The 19422-nt window shown below is 55.9% G+C and carries 18 protein-coding genes; 8 read left to right on the top strand and 10 right to left on the bottom strand.

Annotated elements, in window-relative coordinates:
* Window positions 1–21: 21 nt before the first annotated feature.
* Both WFP70_RS12990 and WFP70_RS12985 read left to right on the top strand, forming a co-directional pair.
* A complete protein-coding gene (locus tag WFP70_RS12990) occupies window positions 22–1836 on the top strand; it encodes a glycoside hydrolase family 15 protein (protein WP_337023475.1) in 1815 nt (604 codons plus the stop codon).
* Window positions 1837–2034: 198 nt separating this feature from the next.
* A complete protein-coding gene (locus WFP70_RS12985) occupies window positions 2035–3117 on the top strand; it encodes a L,D-transpeptidase family protein (RefSeq protein WP_337023476.1) in 1083 nt (360 codons plus the stop codon).
* Between the two features lie 170 nt (window positions 3118–3287).
* On the opposite strand, the gene WFP70_RS12980 is transcribed toward WFP70_RS12985, so the two are convergent.
* On the bottom strand, window positions 3288–4313 hold the full coding sequence (locus WFP70_RS12980) for a transporter (protein ID WP_337023477.1): 1026 nt from the start codon (window positions 4311–4313) through the stop codon (window positions 3288–3290).
* A gap of 165 nt (window positions 4314–4478) precedes the next feature.
* Between WFP70_RS12980 and WFP70_RS12975 the strand changes: the two genes are divergently transcribed.
* Both WFP70_RS12975 and ppk2 read left to right on the top strand, forming a co-directional pair.
* Complete coding sequence (locus tag WFP70_RS12975) at window positions 4479–6095, top strand: inorganic phosphate transporter (RefSeq protein ID WP_034821070.1); 1617 nt, start codon at window positions 4479–4481, stop codon at window positions 6093–6095.
* Between the two features lie 12 nt (window positions 6096–6107).
* A complete protein-coding gene (ppk2, locus tag WFP70_RS12970; RefSeq protein WP_337023478.1) occupies window positions 6108–7028 on the top strand; it encodes a polyphosphate kinase 2 in 921 nt (306 codons plus the stop codon).
* Here ppk2 and WFP70_RS12965 read toward each other — a convergent pair.
* Window positions 7025–8230, bottom strand: a complete 1206-nt coding sequence (locus WFP70_RS12965) for an MFS transporter (RefSeq protein WP_337023479.1) — start codon at window positions 8228–8230, stop codon at window positions 7025–7027. The genes ppk2 and WFP70_RS12965 overlap by 4 nt on opposite strands.
* Window positions 8231–8723: 493 nt before the next feature.
* Between WFP70_RS12965 and WFP70_RS12960 the strand changes: the two genes are divergently transcribed.
* Window positions 8724–9902, top strand: coding sequence for a glycosyltransferase family 4 protein (locus WFP70_RS12960; RefSeq protein ID WP_442956343.1), 1179 nt, complete (start codon window positions 8724–8726; stop codon window positions 9900–9902).
* A gap of 7 nt (window positions 9903–9909) precedes the next feature.
* Here WFP70_RS12960 and dusC read toward each other — a convergent pair whose 3' ends face one another.
* The 3 genes from dusC to WFP70_RS12945 form a co-directional block, all read right to left on the bottom strand.
* Window positions 9910–10866, bottom strand: a complete 957-nt coding sequence (gene dusC, locus WFP70_RS12955) for a tRNA dihydrouridine(16) synthase DusC (protein ID WP_211728117.1) — start codon at window positions 10864–10866, stop codon at window positions 9910–9912.
* 4 nt (window positions 10867–10870) lie between these two features.
* Window positions 10871–12277 carry an ATP-dependent RNA helicase RhlE gene (gene rhlE, locus WFP70_RS12950; RefSeq protein WP_034821085.1) on the bottom strand — a complete coding sequence of 469 codons (1407 nt, stop codon included), beginning with the start codon at window positions 12275–12277 and terminating at the stop codon, window positions 10871–10873.
* Window positions 12278–12575: 298 nt separating this feature from the next.
* Window positions 12576–12968: a YbhQ family protein gene (locus tag WFP70_RS12945; RefSeq protein ID WP_034821088.1), complete on the bottom strand. Its 393-nt coding sequence runs from the start codon at window positions 12966–12968 to the stop codon at window positions 12576–12578.
* A 176-nt stretch (window positions 12969–13144) separates the two neighbouring features.
* Between WFP70_RS12945 and WFP70_RS12940 the strand changes: the two genes are divergently transcribed.
* Genes WFP70_RS12940 through WFP70_RS12930 form a run of 3 tightly spaced genes read left to right on the top strand, consistent with a single transcriptional unit; the run spans window position 13145 to window position 16121 of the window.
* On the top strand, window positions 13145–13906 hold the full coding sequence (locus tag WFP70_RS12940) for an endonuclease/exonuclease/phosphatase family protein (protein WP_337023481.1): 762 nt from the start codon (window positions 13145–13147) through the stop codon (window positions 13904–13906).
* Entirely contained in the window at window positions 13903–15147 is a 1245-nt protein-coding gene (gene clsB, locus WFP70_RS12935) for a cardiolipin synthase ClsB (protein ID WP_337023482.1), read from the top strand. The genes WFP70_RS12940 and clsB overlap by 4 nt, the downstream gene beginning before the upstream one ends.
* Window positions 15147–16121: a lysylphosphatidylglycerol synthase domain-containing protein gene (locus WFP70_RS12930; RefSeq protein ID WP_337023483.1), complete on the top strand. Its 975-nt coding sequence runs from the start codon at window positions 15147–15149 to the stop codon at window positions 16119–16121. Before clsB ends, WFP70_RS12930 begins: the two co-directional genes overlap by 1 nt.
* Before the next feature lie 179 nt (window positions 16122–16300).
* On the opposite strand, the gene WFP70_RS12925 is transcribed toward WFP70_RS12930, so the two are convergent.
* The 5 genes from WFP70_RS12925 to moaC form a co-directional block, all read right to left on the bottom strand.
* Window positions 16301–17008: a Bax inhibitor-1/YccA family protein gene (locus tag WFP70_RS12925; RefSeq protein WP_034821101.1), complete on the bottom strand. Its 708-nt coding sequence runs from the start codon at window positions 17006–17008 to the stop codon at window positions 16301–16303.
* 57 nt (window positions 17009–17065) lie between these two features.
* Window positions 17066–18160 (bottom strand): DUF1615 domain-containing protein, encoded by a 1095-nt coding sequence (locus WFP70_RS12920; protein ID WP_166933089.1) that lies wholly within the window; start codon window positions 18158–18160, stop codon window positions 17066–17068.
* A gap of 82 nt (window positions 18161–18242) precedes the next feature.
* Entirely contained in the window at window positions 18243–18695 is a 453-nt protein-coding gene (gene moaE, locus WFP70_RS12915; RefSeq protein ID WP_337023484.1) for a molybdopterin synthase catalytic subunit MoaE, read from the bottom strand.
* 2 nt (window positions 18696–18697) lie between these two features.
* The gene (gene moaD, locus WFP70_RS12910) at window positions 18698–18943 is read right to left on the bottom strand and encodes a molybdopterin synthase sulfur carrier subunit (protein ID WP_337023485.1); all 246 of its coding nucleotides are present in this window, start codon (window positions 18941–18943) and stop codon (window positions 18698–18700) included.
* Entirely contained in the window at window positions 18936–19421 is a 486-nt protein-coding gene (gene moaC, locus WFP70_RS12905; RefSeq protein ID WP_337023486.1) for a cyclic pyranopterin monophosphate synthase MoaC, read from the bottom strand. The genes moaD and moaC overlap by 8 nt, the downstream gene beginning before the upstream one ends.
* Between the last annotated feature and the right edge of the window lies 1 nt (window position 19422).

The raw sequence follows: 19422 nt of genomic DNA, 5'->3' as shown, positions 1-19422 counted from the left end.
AGATGCAGTCAAGGAGGCAGGATGAGCAAAATTAAACGCAGAATTGATGATCACGGCGTGATTGGGGATTTACGGACCTGTGCATTGATCGCCAATGAGGGCACCATCGATTATCTCTGCTGGCCGGAGCTGGATAGCCCGTCCGTGTTTGCTGCGTTGCTGGATGGCGATGATGCCGGTCTGTTCTCACTGGCACCCGACTGGAAAAATGCGCGCCAGCAGCAGCTCTATCTGCCGGACACCAATATTTTACAGACGCGCTGGTTGGGCGATGCGGGCGTGGCGGAGATCACCGATTACATGCCGATCTGCGACCAGCCCAATAAAGTGCCGCGACTGGTACGTCGGATCAAAATGGTGCGCGGCTCGGCCACCTTCAATTTGCTGTGCGCCCCGCGCCATGATTATGCCCGTGCTGAAACCCATACCGAACTGCGCCCCGGTGGCGTGGCCTTTCTTGCTGAAGGCCAGCCCGCGTTACGGCTGAGTGCTACGGTGGTGATGACCCGTGAAAACCACAGTGCAGTTGCCGAATTTACCCTCAAAGCCGGGGAATCTGCTGAGTTTGTATTTGGCAGCGATGACGATCCCTTCGTGGCGGAGATTGCCACTGAACAGTGCTTCAGTGACACACTGGCCTACTGGCGGCGCTGGAGCAGCCACAGTACGTATCGCGGACGCTGGCAGGAAATGGTGACGCGATCCGCACTGGCACTCAAACTACTTACCTCGAAACAGCACGGTTCGATTGCGGCTGCAGCGACCTTTGGTTTGCCGGAAGAGTTAGGCGGCGAGCGCAATTGGGATTATCGCGCCTCGTGGATTCGGGATGCCTCCTTCAGCATGTATGCGCTGATGCGGCTGGGTTATGTGGAAGAAGCGCGAGACTTTACCCATTGGGTGGGGCGCTGCGTCGAGCACAGTCATGACGACACGCCACATCTGCAGGTGATGTATCGCCTGGACAGCGGCACCGAACTGCATGAAACCGAGTTGCTCAATCTTTCCGGCTATGCCAACTCGCGCCCGGTGCGCATCGGCAATGATGCGTGGCGGCAGACCCAGCTGGATATTTACGGCGAACTGATGGATGCCATTTACCTTGCCAATAAATACGGTGAAGCCATTTCACAACGTGGCTGGCGGCATGTGTCCGACATGATTGATTATGTCTGCGGCAACTGGAACCAGCCCGATGCCGGTATCTGGGAGATGCGCGGTGAGCCGGAGCACTTTCTGCATTCGCGCCTGATGTGCTGGGTGGCGTTGGATCGCGCCCTGCGTCTCGGTCTGAAGCGTTCGTTGCCAATGCCGTATGAGCGCTGGGATCGTGTGCGCAGTGAAATTCGCGACGACATCTGGAAAAACTTCTGGAACCCGGAACTGGGCCATTTCACCGCCACACGCGGCGGCAAGTTCCTGGACGCATCCATGCTGTTGATGCCGCTGGTGCGCTTTGTCAGCTCCACCGATCCTGACTGGATCGCCACCCTTGACGCGATTAAAACCCACCTGGTGAGCGACGGTTTAGTGCGCCGCTATAACATTAGCGAAACGCCTGCCGATGCCTTAACCGGGGGTGAAGGTTCCTTTGCCGCCTGTTCCTTCTGGTATGTGGAGTGTCTGGCGCGGGCCGGGCGCGTGCATGAGGCGCATTTTGAGTTTGAAAAGCTGCTGAGCTATGCCAATCCCCTGGGATTGTACGCCGAGGAATTTACTACGCATGGCGAAGCGCTGGGGAATATGCCGCAGGCGCTGTCGCATCTGGCGTTAATCAGTGCCGCTTTTTTCCTCAATCGTAAATTGAGTAATGAAGTGACGCTGTGGCAGCCTTAAGAAAATTCACATTTTGGGCGGTACGGCAACGAGATGGGTCGGGAAATGCCCACTAATTAAGTAAAGTATCATCAGCCATTGAAAATCCTGATTCCCATCACTGCGCCTATGCACATATAATGCGCACCGGGTCATTGAGACCAAGATGGATTCGACACACTGACAAGCCTGAAACACGGCTATAACGACTTGAAAAACATGAAAAAGAGCATTCGCGCGTTCGCTTCACTTGCTTTAGTACTGGCGGCGTTCAGCCAGTCGGCATTCGCAGTAGTGTATCCGCTGCCAGCGGCTAACAGCCGTTTGATCGGCGAAAACCTTGAAATCACTGTGCCTGATGACAGCCGACTTCCGCTGGAAGCCTTCGCTGCTCAGTACCAGATGGGCCTCAGCAACATGCTGGAAGCCAATCCGGGCGTTGATGTTTATCTGCCAAAAGCGGGCACCAAAATGGTGATCCCTCAGCAGCTGATTCTGCCTGACGCCCCGCGCGAAGGCATCGTGATCAACAGCGCGGAAATGCGTCTTTACTATTATCCGAAAGGCACCAAAACCGTGGTTGTGCTGCCAATCGGTATCGGCGAATTGGGCAAAGACACGCCAGTGAACTGGACTACGACGGTTCAGCGTAAAAAAGCCGGTCCAACCTGGACGCCGACCAAAGCGATGCACGCAGAATACGCATCACGTGGCGAAAGCATTCCAGCGGTATTCCCGGCAGGTCCGGATAACCCGATGGGCCTGTATGCGCTGTATATCGGCCGCCTGTACGCAGTTCACGGTACTAACGCCAACTTCGGTATCGGTTTACGCGTGAGCCACGGCTGTGTGCGTCTGCGTGCTGACGACATCAAATGGCTGTTCGACAACGTGCCGGTTGGTACTCGCGTACAGTTTATCGATCAGCCGGTGAAAGCCACCGTTGAGCCAGATGGTTCTCGCTATGTAGAAGTGCACAACCCACTCTCTACTACCGAAGAGCAGTTCAACTCACGTGAAGTGGTGCCGATTACGCTGACCGCTGCGGTAACCAAAGTGATTGCCGATGGCAGCACTAACCAGGATGTAGTCAACAACGCTATCCAGGCACGTAACGGTATGCCGACTAAAATCAACGGTCCGCAGGGTGAAGTGATGCCTGCGCCGGTGCCGGTTCAGGAATCTTCTGACGCCACGCCAAAAGAAGAGCCGATGACCCCGCAGGGCGCCAGCGCCGTTGCACCGCAGAGTGATGTGGCTCCGGCTGCTCAGCCTGCACCAGCGACCGGCAACAGCCTGTAATCGCTGACTCGCCATACAGTAAAAAGCCAGCCCATTGCGGCTGGTTTTTTTATGGGCGCAAAAACGTATTACCCGACTCGACTGACCACAAGATTGTGACTTATGTGGTCGGTCTGATCTGTTACCTGTGTGCCCGGCAGTCCCTTGATGCGCGCCTGGATGTCTGGGCATCATTCCCGCCGCCGTCTCAGCGCCAGCCAGCCCGCCACCAGGGTAAACACAAGCACCACAATCACCAACAGTAAGAAACCGTGCGGATTATTTGCCAGCGGAATCCCGCCCACGTTCATACCGAAAAAGCCGGCAATGATGTTAATCGGCAGCGCCAGCACGGTGATCACCGTCAGTAAAAACAGCGTGCGGTTACTCTGCTCCATCAAACTCGCGGCAATCTCTTCCTGCAACAAGCGAATGCGTTCCATCAGTCCCGCCAGGTCATTCAATGCCACGCTGAACTCTTCCGTAAAGATGCGCAATTCACTGAGCGGTTCGCGCTTAAGCCACTTTGGTGGCCGATTTAAAAAACGAAATAGCGCGGCGGGTTCCGGTGCCAGCAAACGCTGCACACGCAGTAGCATACGGCGCAAATGGCCCAACTCACTGCGGTTGGTTTTAATCGCTGCACTGAGCAAACGCTCTTCAATGGCATCCACCGCCTGACTGGAGCGACGCACCACTTGCTCCAATTGCGCTTCCTGCTCACCCAGCAACCACAACAGCATCGCATCCGGCTCGGCGAACGGGAGACGATCAATTTGCTGATGCATGCGTTCAATCATTCCCACCGGGCGGTAACGCGCGGTGACAATGGTGTGCGCACAGCACCAAATCCACAACGTCGCGTTCTGTGTGCTGCGCTCTTCTTTGCTGAACGTCACATCATTGAGCACCGCCAGCAGCGCATCGTTTTGATGGGCCAAACGTGTGCGCGGTGAAGCAGAATGGATCTCATCGAAAAAATCATCGTCTACACTAAAGTGGTCCTGAACCCAGCGCTCGGCACGGGCATGATTCAGGTTGATGTGTAGCCAAAGAAAATAGGATTCCGGCAAATTTTGCTGCGCGAGCTGCGAAGCTTCACGCGCGTTGAGCCGCTGTGGCGGTGCTTCCGGCGTGAACAGATACCCATGGATAAGTCCGGCCACTTCATTATTGAAGTCCGGCAATGAGGCAAGCGGCAAGACAGGCTGGAGCATGGCAGCGTGAGGATCCCGAAGCGGTCAGATCCACAGACTGCGACAGCCGTGTTACAGCAAGATGACAGAGCGTGATCGCGATCATCATTCTGTCATACAAACCACGTATCACACTGCGGGTAACGGATGCCAATCGAGCATCGTCAATCCACACCGGGGTGTGTTATGGCTGAAAACAGTTTACCTGCATCTACATCAACATCATCGTCCCAAAACGGACGCCCGAATCTTAACCAGGGCAACGGAAAAATCTCACGCATCATCTTCCTGATCCTGCTGTGCGGCGGCCTGCTGTTCACCGCCATCAACCTGTTTAATGACGTGGAGGAGACCGGCGCGCCGGTCACCAGCTATACGCCATTCCTGTTGCTGGGCGTGGCATTAGTGATTGCGCTCGGCTTTGAGTTTGTTAACGGCTTCCACGATACCGCCAATGCGGTCGCTACCGTGATTTACACCCATTCGCTGTCGCCGGGTGTGGCCGTGGTGTGGTCTGGCTTCTGTAACTTCCTTGGCGTGTTGCTCTCAAGCGGCGTGGTGGCGTTTGGCATTATCTCACTGCTGCCGGTGGAGCTGATTCTGCAGGCAGGCAGCGGCAACGGCTTCGCCATGGTGTATGCGCTGCTGTTCTCGGCCATCATCTGGAACCTCGGCACCTGGTATTTCGGCCTGCCAGCCTCCTCTTCGCATACGCTGATCGGTTCGATCATCGGCGTGGGCGTGGCGAATGCCCTGCTGCACGGTCGTAGTGGTACCAGCGGTGTGGATTGGGATCAGGCGATCAAAGTGGGTTACGCCCTGCTGCTGTCGCCGATTGTCGGCTTTATCTGTGCGGCGCTCCTGCTGCTGGCGATGAAGGCCTTTATCCGCAACCGCCAGCTGTATGAAGCACCAAAGGGCAATCAGCCTCCACCGGCATGGATTCGCGGCCTGCTGATCCTGACCTGTACCGGCGTCTCTTTCGCTCACGGCTCAAACGACGGTCAGAAAGGCATGGGCCTCATCATGCTGATTCTGGTCGGCACCATGCCGATTGCCTACGCCCTGAACCGTTCACTGCCGCCGGATCAAATCCCGCGCGTGGCCGCGTTAACTCAGGTCACTGAACAGCAACTGCTAACGCTGCAACCGGCACCGGCTGCGATGCCCGCACCGCGTGAAGTACTGACCGAGTTTGTGCGCACCAGCCAGAACCGCCCTCAGGTACTCCCTGCCCTTGGCATGATGCTGGGCGATATCGGCGATCAGATCCGCCGTTATGGTGCGGTGGAAAATATCCCTGCCCAGGCAGTGACCAACACCCGTAACGATATGTATCTTGCCTCCGAAACCATCAAACATCTGCAATCGGCCAAAGTCGCGCTGCCGGAAGAGATTGCCAGCAATCTTACTGCGGTGAAAAAAGAGCTGGATGCCGCCACGCGCTTCATCCCGATGTGGGTGAAAGTGGTGGTCGCGATTGCCCTTGGCCTTGGCACCATGGTGGGCTGGCGTCGCATTGTGGTCACCGTCGGTGAGCGTATCGGTAAAACTCATCTGACCTACGCACAGGGTGCCAGTGCGGAGCTGGTGGCGATGGCGACCATCGGCGCAGCGGATGTCTTCGGCTTGCCGGTTTCCACTACGCACGTGCTGTCATCAGGCGTAGCGGGTTCAATGGCCGCCAACAAATCGGGTCTGCAGCTCTCAACGATTCGTAACCTCGCGCTGGCGTGGGTACTGACGCTGCCGGTCTCGGTCTTACTTTCAGGGCTGCTTTACGCTCTGTTTATTCATCTGTAACGGGGAAAAGTCATGGCGACACACGACAATAGCTTCCACAGCGAGACCTTTAATGCGCGTCTGCTGCAGGAGTTTTACGACAGCTACGACGAAGAGCTGGAAATGGAGCTGGACGATCTACGCTTCAATGATAATGGTGATCCACAGCAGGAAGGCGATAAGGCCTTTCGCCGCCGCTACTTCCGTGAGCTGCTGCATCTGCAGGGCGAGCTGGTGAAGTTGCAGGATTGGGTGATGCGTACCGGACATCGCGTGGTGATTTTGTTTGAAGGCCGTGATGCCGCCGGGAAAGGCGGGGTGATCAAACGTATCACCCAGCGTTTAAACCCGCGCACCTGTCGCGTCGCCGCCCTGCCCGCACCGAACGATCGTGAGAAAACACAGTGGTATTTCCAGCGCTACATCGCTCACTTGCCTGCAGCCGGTGAAATTGTGATGTTTGACCGCAGCTGGTACAACCGCGCAGGCGTTGAGCGCGTGATGGGCTTCTGTAACGAAGCCGAAGTGGAAGAGTTTTACCGCAGCGTGCCGGAATTCGAAAAAATGCTGACCCGCAGCGGCATTCAGATCATCAAATACTGGTTCTCGATTACCGATGAAGAGCAGGAGCTGCGCTTCCTGAGCCGCATCCACGATCCGCTGAAACAGTGGAAATTGAGCCCGATGGACCTCGAAAGTCGTCGTCGCTGGGAAGATTACACCGAAGCGAAAGAAGAGATGCTGGAGCGCACCCATATTCCTGAAGCGCCATGGTGGGTAGTGCAAGGTGTGGATAAGAAACGTGCGCGCCTGAACTGCATCAGCCATCTGCTGCAACAGGTGCCCTACGAAGAGAGCGAGAGCAAAACCATTATGTTACCGACGCGCGAACGTCATGAAGATTATCGCCGCGCGCCAGTTCCTGAAAATATGGTGGTTCCAGAGAAGTATTAATTAACAGTTTGCACGGCTGCCTGGCGGCCGTGCTGCTGTTGCAGACGCAACGTAATGGCAAATGCGCCGAGCACCATCAGGGCCGCCGCCAGATACACCGACTGCATCCCCCAATGACCAATCAGCAACCCCGCCACCGGCCCCGTCAATCCCAGCCCTAAATCGAGAAACGCCGAATACGTCCCCAACGCCGATCCCTGATCCTGTTGCTGCACGCGTTTAACGGCTTCCACACCCAGCGCCGGGAACACCAGCGAGAAACCACCGCCGGTCAGGAACGCGCCGATATCCACCAGCCAGCTGCTGTCGGCCTGCCAGATTAACAGCAGACCGGCACACTCCAGCACAAACGACACCAGCGACACTTTCAACCCGCCAAAACGGGTGATATAGCGGCCACCGGCCAGTCGCACCAGTACAAAGCCCAGGCTGAACAAGGTCAGGGCAAAGGCGGCACCGCTCCAGTCGCGGCTGGCAAAATAGAGCGTGATAAACGTCGAGATGACGCCGAAGCCGATGGTGCCGAAGCCCAGTGCCAGCCCGAACAGCCAGACGCGGCTGACCACGCGATGAAAAGGAATACGCACGCCCGCTGTGACGCTGACCGCCGCCTTACGACTCGCCATGCAGAAACCAATCACGCCCATCAACGCCACGAGTCCGGCAAACCCGCTGATGCCGAACATTTGATTGAGCAGCACTCCGAGCGGTGCGCCTATCGCCATCGCAAAGTAGGTGGCAACGCCATTCCAGGAGATCACACGCGCCGTCTGCAGCGGTCCGACAAGGTTCATCCCCCACAGTGTCGAACCCGTGCTGCTAAAGCTTTCTCCCACGCCCAAAAACAGCCTACCCACCGCTAAAAGCGCCAGACTCAGCATGGGTGTTGCGGTAAACAACGCGGCGAGAAGAGAGAGCACGCCGCTCATGCCGCAGCACACCAATCCCATCATCACCACGCGTTTTGGGCCATAGCGATCGGCCAGGCGGCCCGAATGCGGACGACTGAGCAGCGTGGCGAAGTACTGCAGGCTGATGATCAGCCCGGCGATGAACGAGCTGAAACCCAGCTGGTTATGCACAAATCCCGGCAGCACCGCGAGCGGCAGCCCTACTGAGAGATAGCAGAAGAAGGTGAAGACAATAACGGAAATGATGCGTTTATTTAACTGAGCATGACTCAGTACAGCGGCGTCAGACATAAGTGATGGCATTACAAATGAATGTGAAACGCTACTATAGCGCAATTAGCGTTGAGCTTGAACCTGACTTTACCTGGAACTGTGTCATGGCTTAATTCTGTATATTTCTATTATCGCTTTTATTGAAATATCGCCCCGGTAATTTCACTTTCCATTAATAATCAAACTTAATTCAATTTCATTTATGCATTGTTCTGACAAATCCGAAAAAAAACAATAATCGGAAAACGATTAACCAAAAACATTCCATTAAAAGAGCAGCAAAACCAACTGTTAATCCCTTCAGGTCGAATGAGTGCAGAGAGAGACGCGCGCAATCATTCACATTAAGACATAGATCCCGCCCCTGATTGCCTTTAGGTTACAGATTATTCAATCAAACTTTGATCGTTACTTTCGGTGCATAATCCACACGATGACGTGGAACCCGCATACCTGATTAAACCCATCTCTAACCTCTGTTCATTCTGTTCCCTACCGACCAGGAGAGATTATGAAGATAATCACCAGTGGAAGCGGATATCCTGAAAAAAGAAATATCATCACCAACCCACACAATAATTATATTGATTGTCGAAAAAAGAATATCTACTTCTATTTAAATGCCGTCAGAGCAAGAATCTTACATAAAAATAAACAATTTATTTTTCTCCCGCTCCCCGGCTTGCTGCCACATGATGCGGATGTCATTCACCTCTTCAACGAAGTGGCCGACACCAAAAGGAACTGGATCGCCACTTTTGAAACCGAAATCCCGCGCGTACTGCCGGTGCCAGGAGTGGCGAAGTTCGACAATCCTCAACTGAAGTCGCAACTGCAATTAATCGCCAGAACGGAATGCCTGACGTTGATTGCCATCTCGCAATCGACGCTTAACATCCAGCTGAAGCTGCTCGACGCCTTTCCCGCGATCAAAGCCGCCGTCAGACACAAGCTTCACGTCCTGCATCCGCCGCAGCCGCTGCTGTGCGTCAAACCGCGTCTGATCTCGCCGGGAGAAATTCGTTTCATCTTTATCGGCAATGAGTTCTATCGCAAAGGCGGCGCGGAAGTGGTGCTGGCTATCTCCCAATTAACTGAAGAGGATGTGTTCACTCGCGGTCAGATTCAGGTGACGCTAATCGGTGACATCACGCAACGGCATAATATCGCCCACCGACATTTTCAGGATGATGAGGCGTTCTACTCGCGCATTGAACACCTCATCAAAATCTCGCCGCACATTCAGCATTTCACCACCCTGCCCAACAATCAGGTGCTGACCTTGCTGCAGCATTCGCACGTGGGATTGCTGCCCAGCTGGCAGGATACCTACGGCTTCTCGGTGCTGGAGATGCAAGCGAGTGGCTGTCCGGTGATCACCACCAATGTCCGTGCTTTGCCGGAGATCAATCCACCCGGTACAGGGTGGCTTATCCAGCAGCCGATCAATGACGAATATGAGTATGTGGTTGATTCTGAGGAGAGCAAACTGCAGATACGCCGACAAATCGTGCAACAGCTTAAGGCGCATATTATTGATATTTTGCGTAATCCGGGCGTGATCACGCAATACTCTGCGCAATCACTGAAGCGAATTGCTGAGCAGCACGATCCGGGAAAATTCAGCGAGCAACTTGCTCACTTCTATTCAGCCAGCAAGCAGATGCACTACACAACGGCGTTTAAATGAGGAAGGGTTAAACCGGTGCGGTTAACTGAAGGGCGTGGCGCTCAATTGCCGTGGCAATCTCAGCAGATACGCGCAGAGTGCGGATTTCACTGAACAGCCCATCGGCTTCGTTATAGGCTTTACGCAGATAACCGAGCCACTGTTTGATGCGGGCGACGTGATACATGCCGGTATCGCCCTGCTTTTCCAACTGCGTGTACTTCAGCAGCAGTTCGACCACATTCGGCCACGGCATCGGCGCTTCGTTGTATTTCACCACACGGCCGAGGTTCGGGATGTTGAGCGCACCGCGCCCCAGCATCACCGCGTCGCAACCGGTGATGCGCAGACAGTCTTGCGCATCCTGCCAGCTCCAGATCTCACCGTTGGCGATCACCGGAATCGACAGACGCTGGCGAATTTCACCAATCGCCTGCCAGTTGATGCTCTCAGCGCGGTAGCCATCTTCTTTGGTGCGGCCGTGCACCACCAGTTCGCTGGCCCCGGCCTGCTGCACCGCGTCGGCAATTTCAAAGCGGCGCTCTCCCGAATCCCATCCCAGACGCACTTTCACCGTGACGGGAAGATGATCGGGCACGGCTTCGCGCATCGCTTTCGCGCCGCGATAAATCAGCTCAGGATCCTTGAGTAAGGTGGCGCCGCCGCCGCTGCCGTTCACCAGTTTTGATGGACAGCCGCAGTTGAGATCGACGCCCCAGGAGCCGAGTTCTACCGCACGCGCGGCGTTTTCTGCCAGCCACTCAGGATATTGTCCGAGTAGCTGCATCCGCACGCGCGTACCGGAAGCCGTTCGGCTACTGTTGTGCAGCTCGGGACACAAACGGTAGAAGGATTTTACTGGCAGCAGCTGATCGACCACGCGTAAAAACTCTGTAACGCACAGATCATAATCATTTACCCCGGAGAGCAGTTCGCGTACCAGCGAATCCAGCACGCCCTCCATCGGCGCCAGTAATACCCTCATCGCGTTAGATGTTCCCGCTCTTTTTCGCTGCCGGACGACGACGACCGCTGTTGGCGGCTGGCGCGTTTTGAGCGGCACTGCTGCCCTGACGACGTGCAGGACGCGCTTCGCCCTGTGGACGTGCACCATTGCCACCCTGTGGACGCTGACCGTTGCCACTGTGCGGACGAGAGACGTTACCGCCCTGCCCACGTCCCTGGCCACCCTGACCACGGCCCTGGCCGCGACCCTGCTGCTGGCGACCGTTCTGGATCGGTTCCGCTTTGATGCTAGGGTCCACTTCGAAACCTTCCAGCTCAATGCGCGGAATTTCACGCTTCAGCAAACGCTCAATATCACGCAGCAGTTTGTGTTCATCGACACACACCAGTGACAGCGCGGCGCCGGTTGCCGCAGCACGGCCGGTACGACCAATACGGTGCACATAATCTTCCGCCACGTTTGGCAGCTCGTAGTTCACCACGTGTGGTAATTCTTCGATGTCCAGACCACGCGCGGCGATATCCGTTGCCACCAGCACACGAATGCCACCGGATTTAAAGTCAGCTAACGCACGGGTACGCGCGCCCTGGCTTTTGTTACCGTGGATTGCCGCTGCGGTGATGCCATCTTTGTTCAGCTGTTCAGCCAGATGGTTGGCGCCGTGTTTGGTACGGGTGAACACCAGCACTTGCTGCCAGTTGTCGCGACCAATCATCAGCGACAGCAGTTCCCGCTTACGCTTCTTATCAACGAAGTGTACTTGCTGTGAAACTTGCTCAGAGGCGGTGTTACGACGCGCCACTTCAACCTGCTCTGGGTTGGTCAGCAGTTTTTCCGCCAGGGTTTTGATCTCATCAGAGAAGGTGGCAGAGAACAGCAGGTTCTGACGTTTTGCCGGCAGACGCGCCAGTACACGGCGAATGTCGTGGATGAAGCCCATATCGAGCATGCGATCCGCTTCATCCAGCACCAGAATTTCAACCTGTGACAGATCAACCGCATTTTGATGTGCCAGATCCAGCAGACGGCCTGGCGTCGCCACCAGCACATCCACACCCCCGCGCAGTTTCATCATCTGCGGGTTGATGCTCACGCCACCGAAGACAACCAGTGAGCGGATATTAAGATACTGACTGTATTCACGAACGTTCTCGCCCACCTGCGCCGCCAGTTCACGGGTTGGGGTGAGGATGAGTGCACGCACCGGACGGCGACCACGCGCCGTGCTCGGATTGGCAGAAAGACGCTGCAACAGTGGCAGCGTGAAACCGGCGGTTTTACCGGTACCGGTTTGGGCGCTCGCCAGCAGGTCACGGCCCGCCAGCACCACGGGAATGGCCTGACGCTGAATCGGCGTCGGTTCCTGGTAGCCTTGTTCCGCTACCGCACGCAAAATATCGGCACTTAAGCCGAGAGAGTCAAATGACATGCAGGTGTATTACTCCGAACCGCCCTGTTCGCCGTCAGCGATGTAGTTTTCAGGGGGTATATGACGCAAGCCTGGTGGGCTCACGTGTGAAAAGGGCACAAACTACCATGCGTAAGGGCGGGAGTTTAGCAGGTTTCCGCTGCCACCGCGACTGACAATAGTCACGGCGCTGTAACATGATGTTGGTAGTCTTCCCGTCGTGGCACGAGTCGCGCCGTTGCTCTCTGCGCCCGTAATTGCGCTGCGCATAAAAAAGGAGCCGCATGGGGCTCCTTTCGGTTCGCAACTGAGCTTTCGCTTAGCTGCGCTTTTTCTCCACGCGATGCGCGGGTTCTTTCGCCAGCAAGGATACCAGCGCCGGACCCACCAACATCACCACGCCCAGGCAACCGATCAACAGGTTGTTGTGGATGAAGCGGGAGATCAGGAACAGCGTCAGCATCGCTGCGCCGAAGTAGTACGTTGTTGTGACTTCTTCCAGCGCGTCACCCATGCGACGCAAACGGGCACTACGCTGCAGAGCCAGCATGGCGATAAACACCACTGCATAAGCTGCTACCAGGGTACTGCTCACTTCAACCAGCGCCTTGTGTTTCCAGCCCCAAACCAGCGCGGCGATCACCAGCAGGTGCATCGCAATATGCAAACAGGTTTGACCGGTAACGATCTGAACACGATTAGACCATTTCATTCTCTTCTCCTGGCAGACCCAACAGGTCGCCCAAGTGTATCTGGCTGCGGCCAGACGGATTTCCTCAATGTAAAGCAAATCTCGGATAACGCCCTAATTTTCTGCGCCCTTCACCACCCATTTGTGACAAAGACTACACTTTGTGCTGTTGATGATGAAAAGGAGCGCGTCGAAGTATGCCACAAAACACGCAAGGATTTTCATTTAAAGTCCTGACGATCAATACCCACAAGGGGTTCACCAGCTTTAACCGTCGCTTTATCCTGCCGGAATTGCGTGACGCAGTCCGCGCCACCTCGGCGGATATTGTCTTCCTGCAAGAGGTGATGGGCACCCACGCTATCCATTCACTGCACATTGAGAACTGGCCGGAAAACTCTCATTACGAGTATCTGGCCGATACCATGTGGCATGATTTTGCCTATGGCCGTAACGCAGTTTATCCCGAGGGACATCACGGGAACGCGATATTGTCACGTTTCCCCATTATTGAATATGAAAATCTCGATATTTCTGTGGCGGGAAGTGAAAAGCGCGGCATGTTGCACTGTCAGATTCGCCTGCCGGATCGCCCCGATCCGCTGCATGTGATCTGTGTGCATTTAGGGCTCAAAGCGCAGCATCGCCAGGCGCAGATGAAGATGATGAGCGATCGCATCAATGCCCTGCCGCACGATGCGCCGCTGGTGGTGGCCGGAGATTTCAACGACTGGCAGGTGCACGCCAACCGCTTCCTGAAACGCAGCGCGGGTTTACAGGAAGTGTTCAGCCTGAAAAACGGTCGCCCGGCGCGGACTTTTCCAGCCCGTTTTCCGCTGCTGCGACTGGATCGTATCTATATCCGTAACGCCACCGTAAGCCAGCCATGGGCGCTGCCGGTCAAACCCTGGTCACACCTTTCCGATCATGCCCCTTTGGCGGTGGAGATTTTCCTATGAATTTTAGCTGGCGTGAGGGCAATCAGTTGCGGTTGCTGGAGAACGGCGAGCAGTTCTTTCCCTGCGTTTCAGCAGCCATTCAGCGTGCCGAGCGTTCGTTGCTGCTGGAGACGTTTATTCTGTTTGAAGACGACGTCGGCAACGCGCTGCATAGCGATCTGCTGGCGGCGGCGCAGCGTGGCGTGAAAGTCGAAGTGATGGTGGATGGCTATGGTTCACACGATCTCTCCGACGCCTTTGTGAACACGCTGACGGAAGCCGGGGTGCGTTTTCTCTATTACGATCCGCGCCCGCTGGTGCTGGGCATGCGCACCAACGTGTTCCGTCGTCTGCATCGTAAAATCGTGGTGGTCGATGATGCCCTCGCCTTTGTGGGCGGCATCAACTTCTCTGCAGAGCACAATACCGATTACGGCCCGGAGGCGAAGCAGGATTATGCGGTCGAGGTGACGGGGCCGGTGGTGCTGGATATTGCTCGCTATGTACAGCAGGCCATCGGTAGCAAGCAGACCACGCGACGCTGGTGGGGAGGACGTTCACAGCGGTTGGCGGTTAATGCGATGCCCGGTGAGGCGCAGGTGTTGTTTGTTTATCGCGACAATGACGACCATCGCGACGACATTGAGCAGCACTATCTCGATATGCTGCGCAAGGCCAAACAGGATGTCATCATCGCTAATGCCTATTTCTTCCCTGGCTATCGCCTGTTACGTGAAATGCGCAGTGCCGCACAGCGTGGCGTGCGTGTACGGCTGATCGTGCAGGGTGAACCGGATATGCCGATTGTTAAAGTGGGCGCCGAGATGCTCTATAACTATCTGGTGGATGCCGGGGTTGAGGTCTACGAATATTGCCGCCGCCCGTTGCACGGCAAGATTGCGGTGCAGGATCAGCACTGGGCCACAGTAGGCTCCAGCAATCTCGACCCACTGAGTTTATCGCTCAATCTGGAAGCCAATCTCATCGTGCACGATCGCACTTTCAATCAGACGCTGCGTGACAATCTGGAAACCCTGCTTCAGCACGATTGTGTGCGTGTGCAGGATGACAAATTGCCGCCGCGCACCTGGTGGCATCTCACCAAAAGTGTGATTGTGTTCCATTTCCTGCGTCACTTCCCGGCCATTGCCGGTTGGTTGCCCGCGCATACGCCACTGCTGGCGCAGGTTGATCCCCCGGTGCAACCGGAAATGGAAACCCAGGATCGGGTCGAAACCGGCAATGAAGGAGCGAAACCCTGATGAGCAAAAAACATTCGCGCTGGCAGTGGGCCAAGAAAATCCTCACCTGGCTGTTCTTTATTGCGGTGATCGTACTGCTGGTGATCTACGCGCGCAAAGTGAACTGGCAGGACGTGTATCAGGTGATCGTCGGCTACAACCGCTATGTGGTGCTGGGCGCAGCGGCGCTGGTGGTGGTCAGCTATCTCACCTATGGCGTGTATGACTTAATCGGTCGCGCCTACTGTGGACACAAGCTGGCGAAGCGTCAGGTGATGCTGGTGTCGTTTATCTGCTACGCCTTTAACCTGACGCTCAGCACCTGGGTCGGCGGCGTGGCGATGCGCTATCGCCTCTATTCCCGCCTCGGCCTGCCCGGTGGCACCATTACGCGCATTTTTTCCATGAGTATTGCCACCAACTGGCTGGGCTATCTCCTGCTGGCGGGCGTGGTGTTTGTCGCCGGCATGGTGCCGATTCCGCCGCGCTGGTTTATTGGCGAAAACACTTTGCGCATTATTGGTGCCGTGCTGTTAGTGCTGGTGGCGATTTATTTGTGGGCCTGCGCCTTTGCGAAAAAACGTCGCTGGACGATAAAGGGGCAACATTTACAGCTGCCGTCGCTGCGCATGGCGCTGATTCAGTTTACCGTCTCCAGCGCGAACTGGCTGGTGATGGGCACCATTATCTGGCTGCTGCTGGCGCGTCAGGTGGATTATCCGCAGGTACTGGGAGTGTTACTGATCAGCAGTATTGCTGGGGTGATCATTCATATTCCGGCGGGCATCGGGGTGCTTGAAGCGGTATTTCTGGCGCTGCTGGCTGGCGAGCATGTTTCGCACGGCACCATCATTGCCGCCCTGCTGGCCTATCGCGTGCTGTACTTTATTTTGCCGCTGCTGCTGGCGCTGGTGTTGTATCTAATGCTGGAGAGTCGCGCAAAACATCTGCGGCAGAAGAATGAACAGAAGATGGCCAAATCGGACGCGGGATAATCGGGGAGAAATTACTCACGCGCGGTGGGCGCCCTCAATGGCGCCCCAACAAAATTCTGTACAGATTGAAAGGATCTACGTTGTGGCGCGCGGACCAAAATCCATTGTGCCCCCTACAAGCATCCTGTTCGGATGTTGCAGGAGGCGCATTGATACCAGCCAGAAGCGGTGCTGCAGAGTTAACGGCGGTTGCCGAAAATACGCAGCAGCATCAGGAACAGGTTGATGAAGTCGAGATACAGCGTCAATGCCCCCATGATTGAGTAGCGACGCAGATTCTCTTTGTCATTAACGTTGATGGTTTCACCAATCGATTTCAGTTTCTGGGTGTCATAAGCAGTCAGACCGACAAACACCACTACGCCGATATAGGTGATCGCCCACATCAGCGCCGGGCTTTTCAGCCAGAAGTTCACCAGTGACGCCAGCACAATACCAATCAGCGCCATAAACAGCAGGCTGCCAAAGCGGCTGAGATCGCGCTTGGTGGTGTAACCGTAGAAGCTCATGGCACCGAACATGCCCGCTGTCACGAAGAAGGTGCTGGCGATAGAGGAATAGGTGTAGACGAGGAAAATACTCGCCAGCGTCAGGCCCGTTAGCGCTGAATAGAGCATAAACAGCCCGGTGGCTAAGGTACTGCTCAGACGATGCACCATGCCCGACAGCACAAAGACTACCGCCAGCTGCACAATGATCAGCCCGAAGAAGGTGATGCGATTTGCAAACACCAGCTCCATCACCGCCGGCGTGCGCGCTGCAAACCAGGAGACAAAAGCTGTCAACAGCAAACCACATGTCATCCAGCCATAGACCTGCGCCATATATGTCTGCAGCCCGGTTGACGCCTGCTGCACGATTGAATCATTACGTGGATATCGGTCCATGATGCACCTCTTTAAGTTAGACAAACGCTCTAAGTGTGGAGTCTACACCGCATTGCGTCAACGGCGCGTCAAGCACTGCTGATATCGGCCATTTACGCGCTGGGCAAACCAGGCGGTGGTCAGATTGCGGGTAATTTTCGGGCTCTCCAGTTTAATGCCCGGCAGCATCTCGCGCGGCAGGCGTTTACCGGCCATTTTATCAGCCAGAATAAACGTCTGCTTCCAGAGCGTGCTGCTGCTGAAGCTTTCCGTATCGCCCTTCTCCAGGTCGCGACGAATTTCCCGATTGCTCATATCCAGTTGCTTGCTCAGCGTGCGCACCGCTAATTCGGTGGAACCCGCTTGCTCGCTGCCGTACATAATCAGATCACCATCCAGCGCCAGTTTAATGCCGCTGGCGCGCGCTACGGCTGCCTGAAAAGCGGCGTTGCGGCTGGCGTACCAACCGGCATTGAAATCGGCAAAACGGTACAGCATCTGGCTGTAATCCGCCGGATAGCCGAGCAAATGCAGTGTACCGAAATAGATGCCGCCACGACGCGTGAAGACTTCACGCCGAATCGAGCCATCAATTGAATACGGATAACCTTTGGCATGCGCTTCGGCAAATTCAATGCTGACCTGCATCGGGCCGCCGGTGTGAATCGGATTGAGATTGCCAAACAGCTTCTGCCCCATCGGCACCATATCGATGAAATCATCGAAAATTGCGCTCAGCTCTTTCTCACTGCGCACCTTATCCAGTCGCGCGGCGTAGCTTTCCCCGGTGGGCGATTTAATCAGTAAGGCGGTGCGCACTAAGAAGGCGGGAACGTGCACTTTGGCGGCGCGGCGGTCAATTTCACCCCAGGCTATTTTGGGTAAACCGGGCACCGGCGCATCGGCACTGAAATTGGACTCCTGATCGGTGACCGCGATCACCGCACAGACGTTACTGGCGCTGGGATCGATCTGCTGGACGCGAAACGCGGTGTAGATGTCGTCCGCCCAGGCGCTTTTTTGGCTGACATCGCTCGGCAGTAACTTTTGAATCTGAGATTTGACGTCGGCAGGTTGCCGCGCGGGGGCCTGCGGTTCTTTTTTGGTACTACATCCCGCCAGTACCAGCGCGGTGAGCAGCGCCGCGCCTTTGAGCATTTTAGTGGTATTCATCTTGTTCCCTGACAGGCCAGCAAAACCCGTACCTTAACGTTTTCAACTCGCTACGGCTATCAGAGCAGGTCGGTTTTACGCGCTACTTCCAGCGTTCGGCGGCTTGATGGTCGCTGTCGCGCGCATCGACCCAACGATCGCCCTGTTCGGTGGCTTCACGCTTCCAGAACGGCGCACGGGTTTTCAGGTAATCCATGATGAACTCGGTAGCAGCAAATGCGCTACTGCGATGGGCGCTGCTGACGCCAACAAACACAATTTCATCACCAGGGAACAGTTCGCCCACGCGATGGATCACCGTCACCTGCTGCAACGCCCAGCGCTGACGCGCCTCTTCGACTATTTCCGCCAGCGCTTTTTCCGTCATACCCGGATAGTGTTCCAGGGTTAGAGCGGCCACGCTGTCACCGAGATTGTGATTGCGCACTTTGCCGGTAAAGGTGACCACCGCGCCATCACTGTCATGCGCGGCGAGTTGGCGATACTCTTCGCCGACATCGAAAGGTGCAACGCCGACGCGAATACGTGTGCTCATGCTTATCCTCCGGTGACCGGCGGGAAGAACGCCACTTCATCACCCGCACGCAGCGGATGGCTCATCGGCACCAGCGTTTGATTGACCGCTGCCAGCAATTTGCCGGATTCCAGCGCCAGCGCCCAGCGCTCGTTCCTCTCCGCCAGCGCTGCACGCAAGGTTGCTACATCCTGATATTCCGGTTTCAGCTCTAACGCGCTGGTGCCGGTCAATTCACGCACCTGGGCAAAAAACAGCACCTTAATCATGTGCCACCGCCTGAAAATCGCCGGATTTGCCGCCGCTTTTGCTGAGCAAACGCAACTGATCGATCACGATATCTTTCTGCACCGCTTTGCACATGTCGTAAATGGTCAGCGCGGCCACCGATGCGGCGGTCAGCGCTTCCATTTCCACGCCGGTTTTTCCGGTCAGACGGCAACGAGAAGTGACGCGCACGCGGTTGTGCTCAGGCTCGGCCACCAGCGTCACTTCCACCTTGCTCAACATCAGCGGATGGCACAGCGGGATCAACTCCCAGGTGCGTTTCGCGGCCTGGATCCCGGCGATGCGTGCCGTGGCGAACACATCGCCTTTATGATGGCTGCCGTCGATGATCATCTGCAGCGTTTCCCTGCTCATCAGCACCAGCGCTTCGGCCTGGGCTTCACGCACCGTTTCAGTTTTGCCGGAGACATCCACCATATGGGCTTCACCGGCGGCATTGATATGAGTTAATGATGACATG

Origin of the sequence: Pantoea sp. USMM079 (assembly GCF_037153115.1) — a bacterium.
Taxonomy (GTDB): Bacteria; Pseudomonadota; Gammaproteobacteria; order Enterobacterales; family Enterobacteriaceae; genus Pantoea; species Pantoea communis.
The sequence above is the reverse complement of the archived record's forward strand: the minus strand, read 5'-3'. Positions and strand labels throughout refer to the sequence as shown.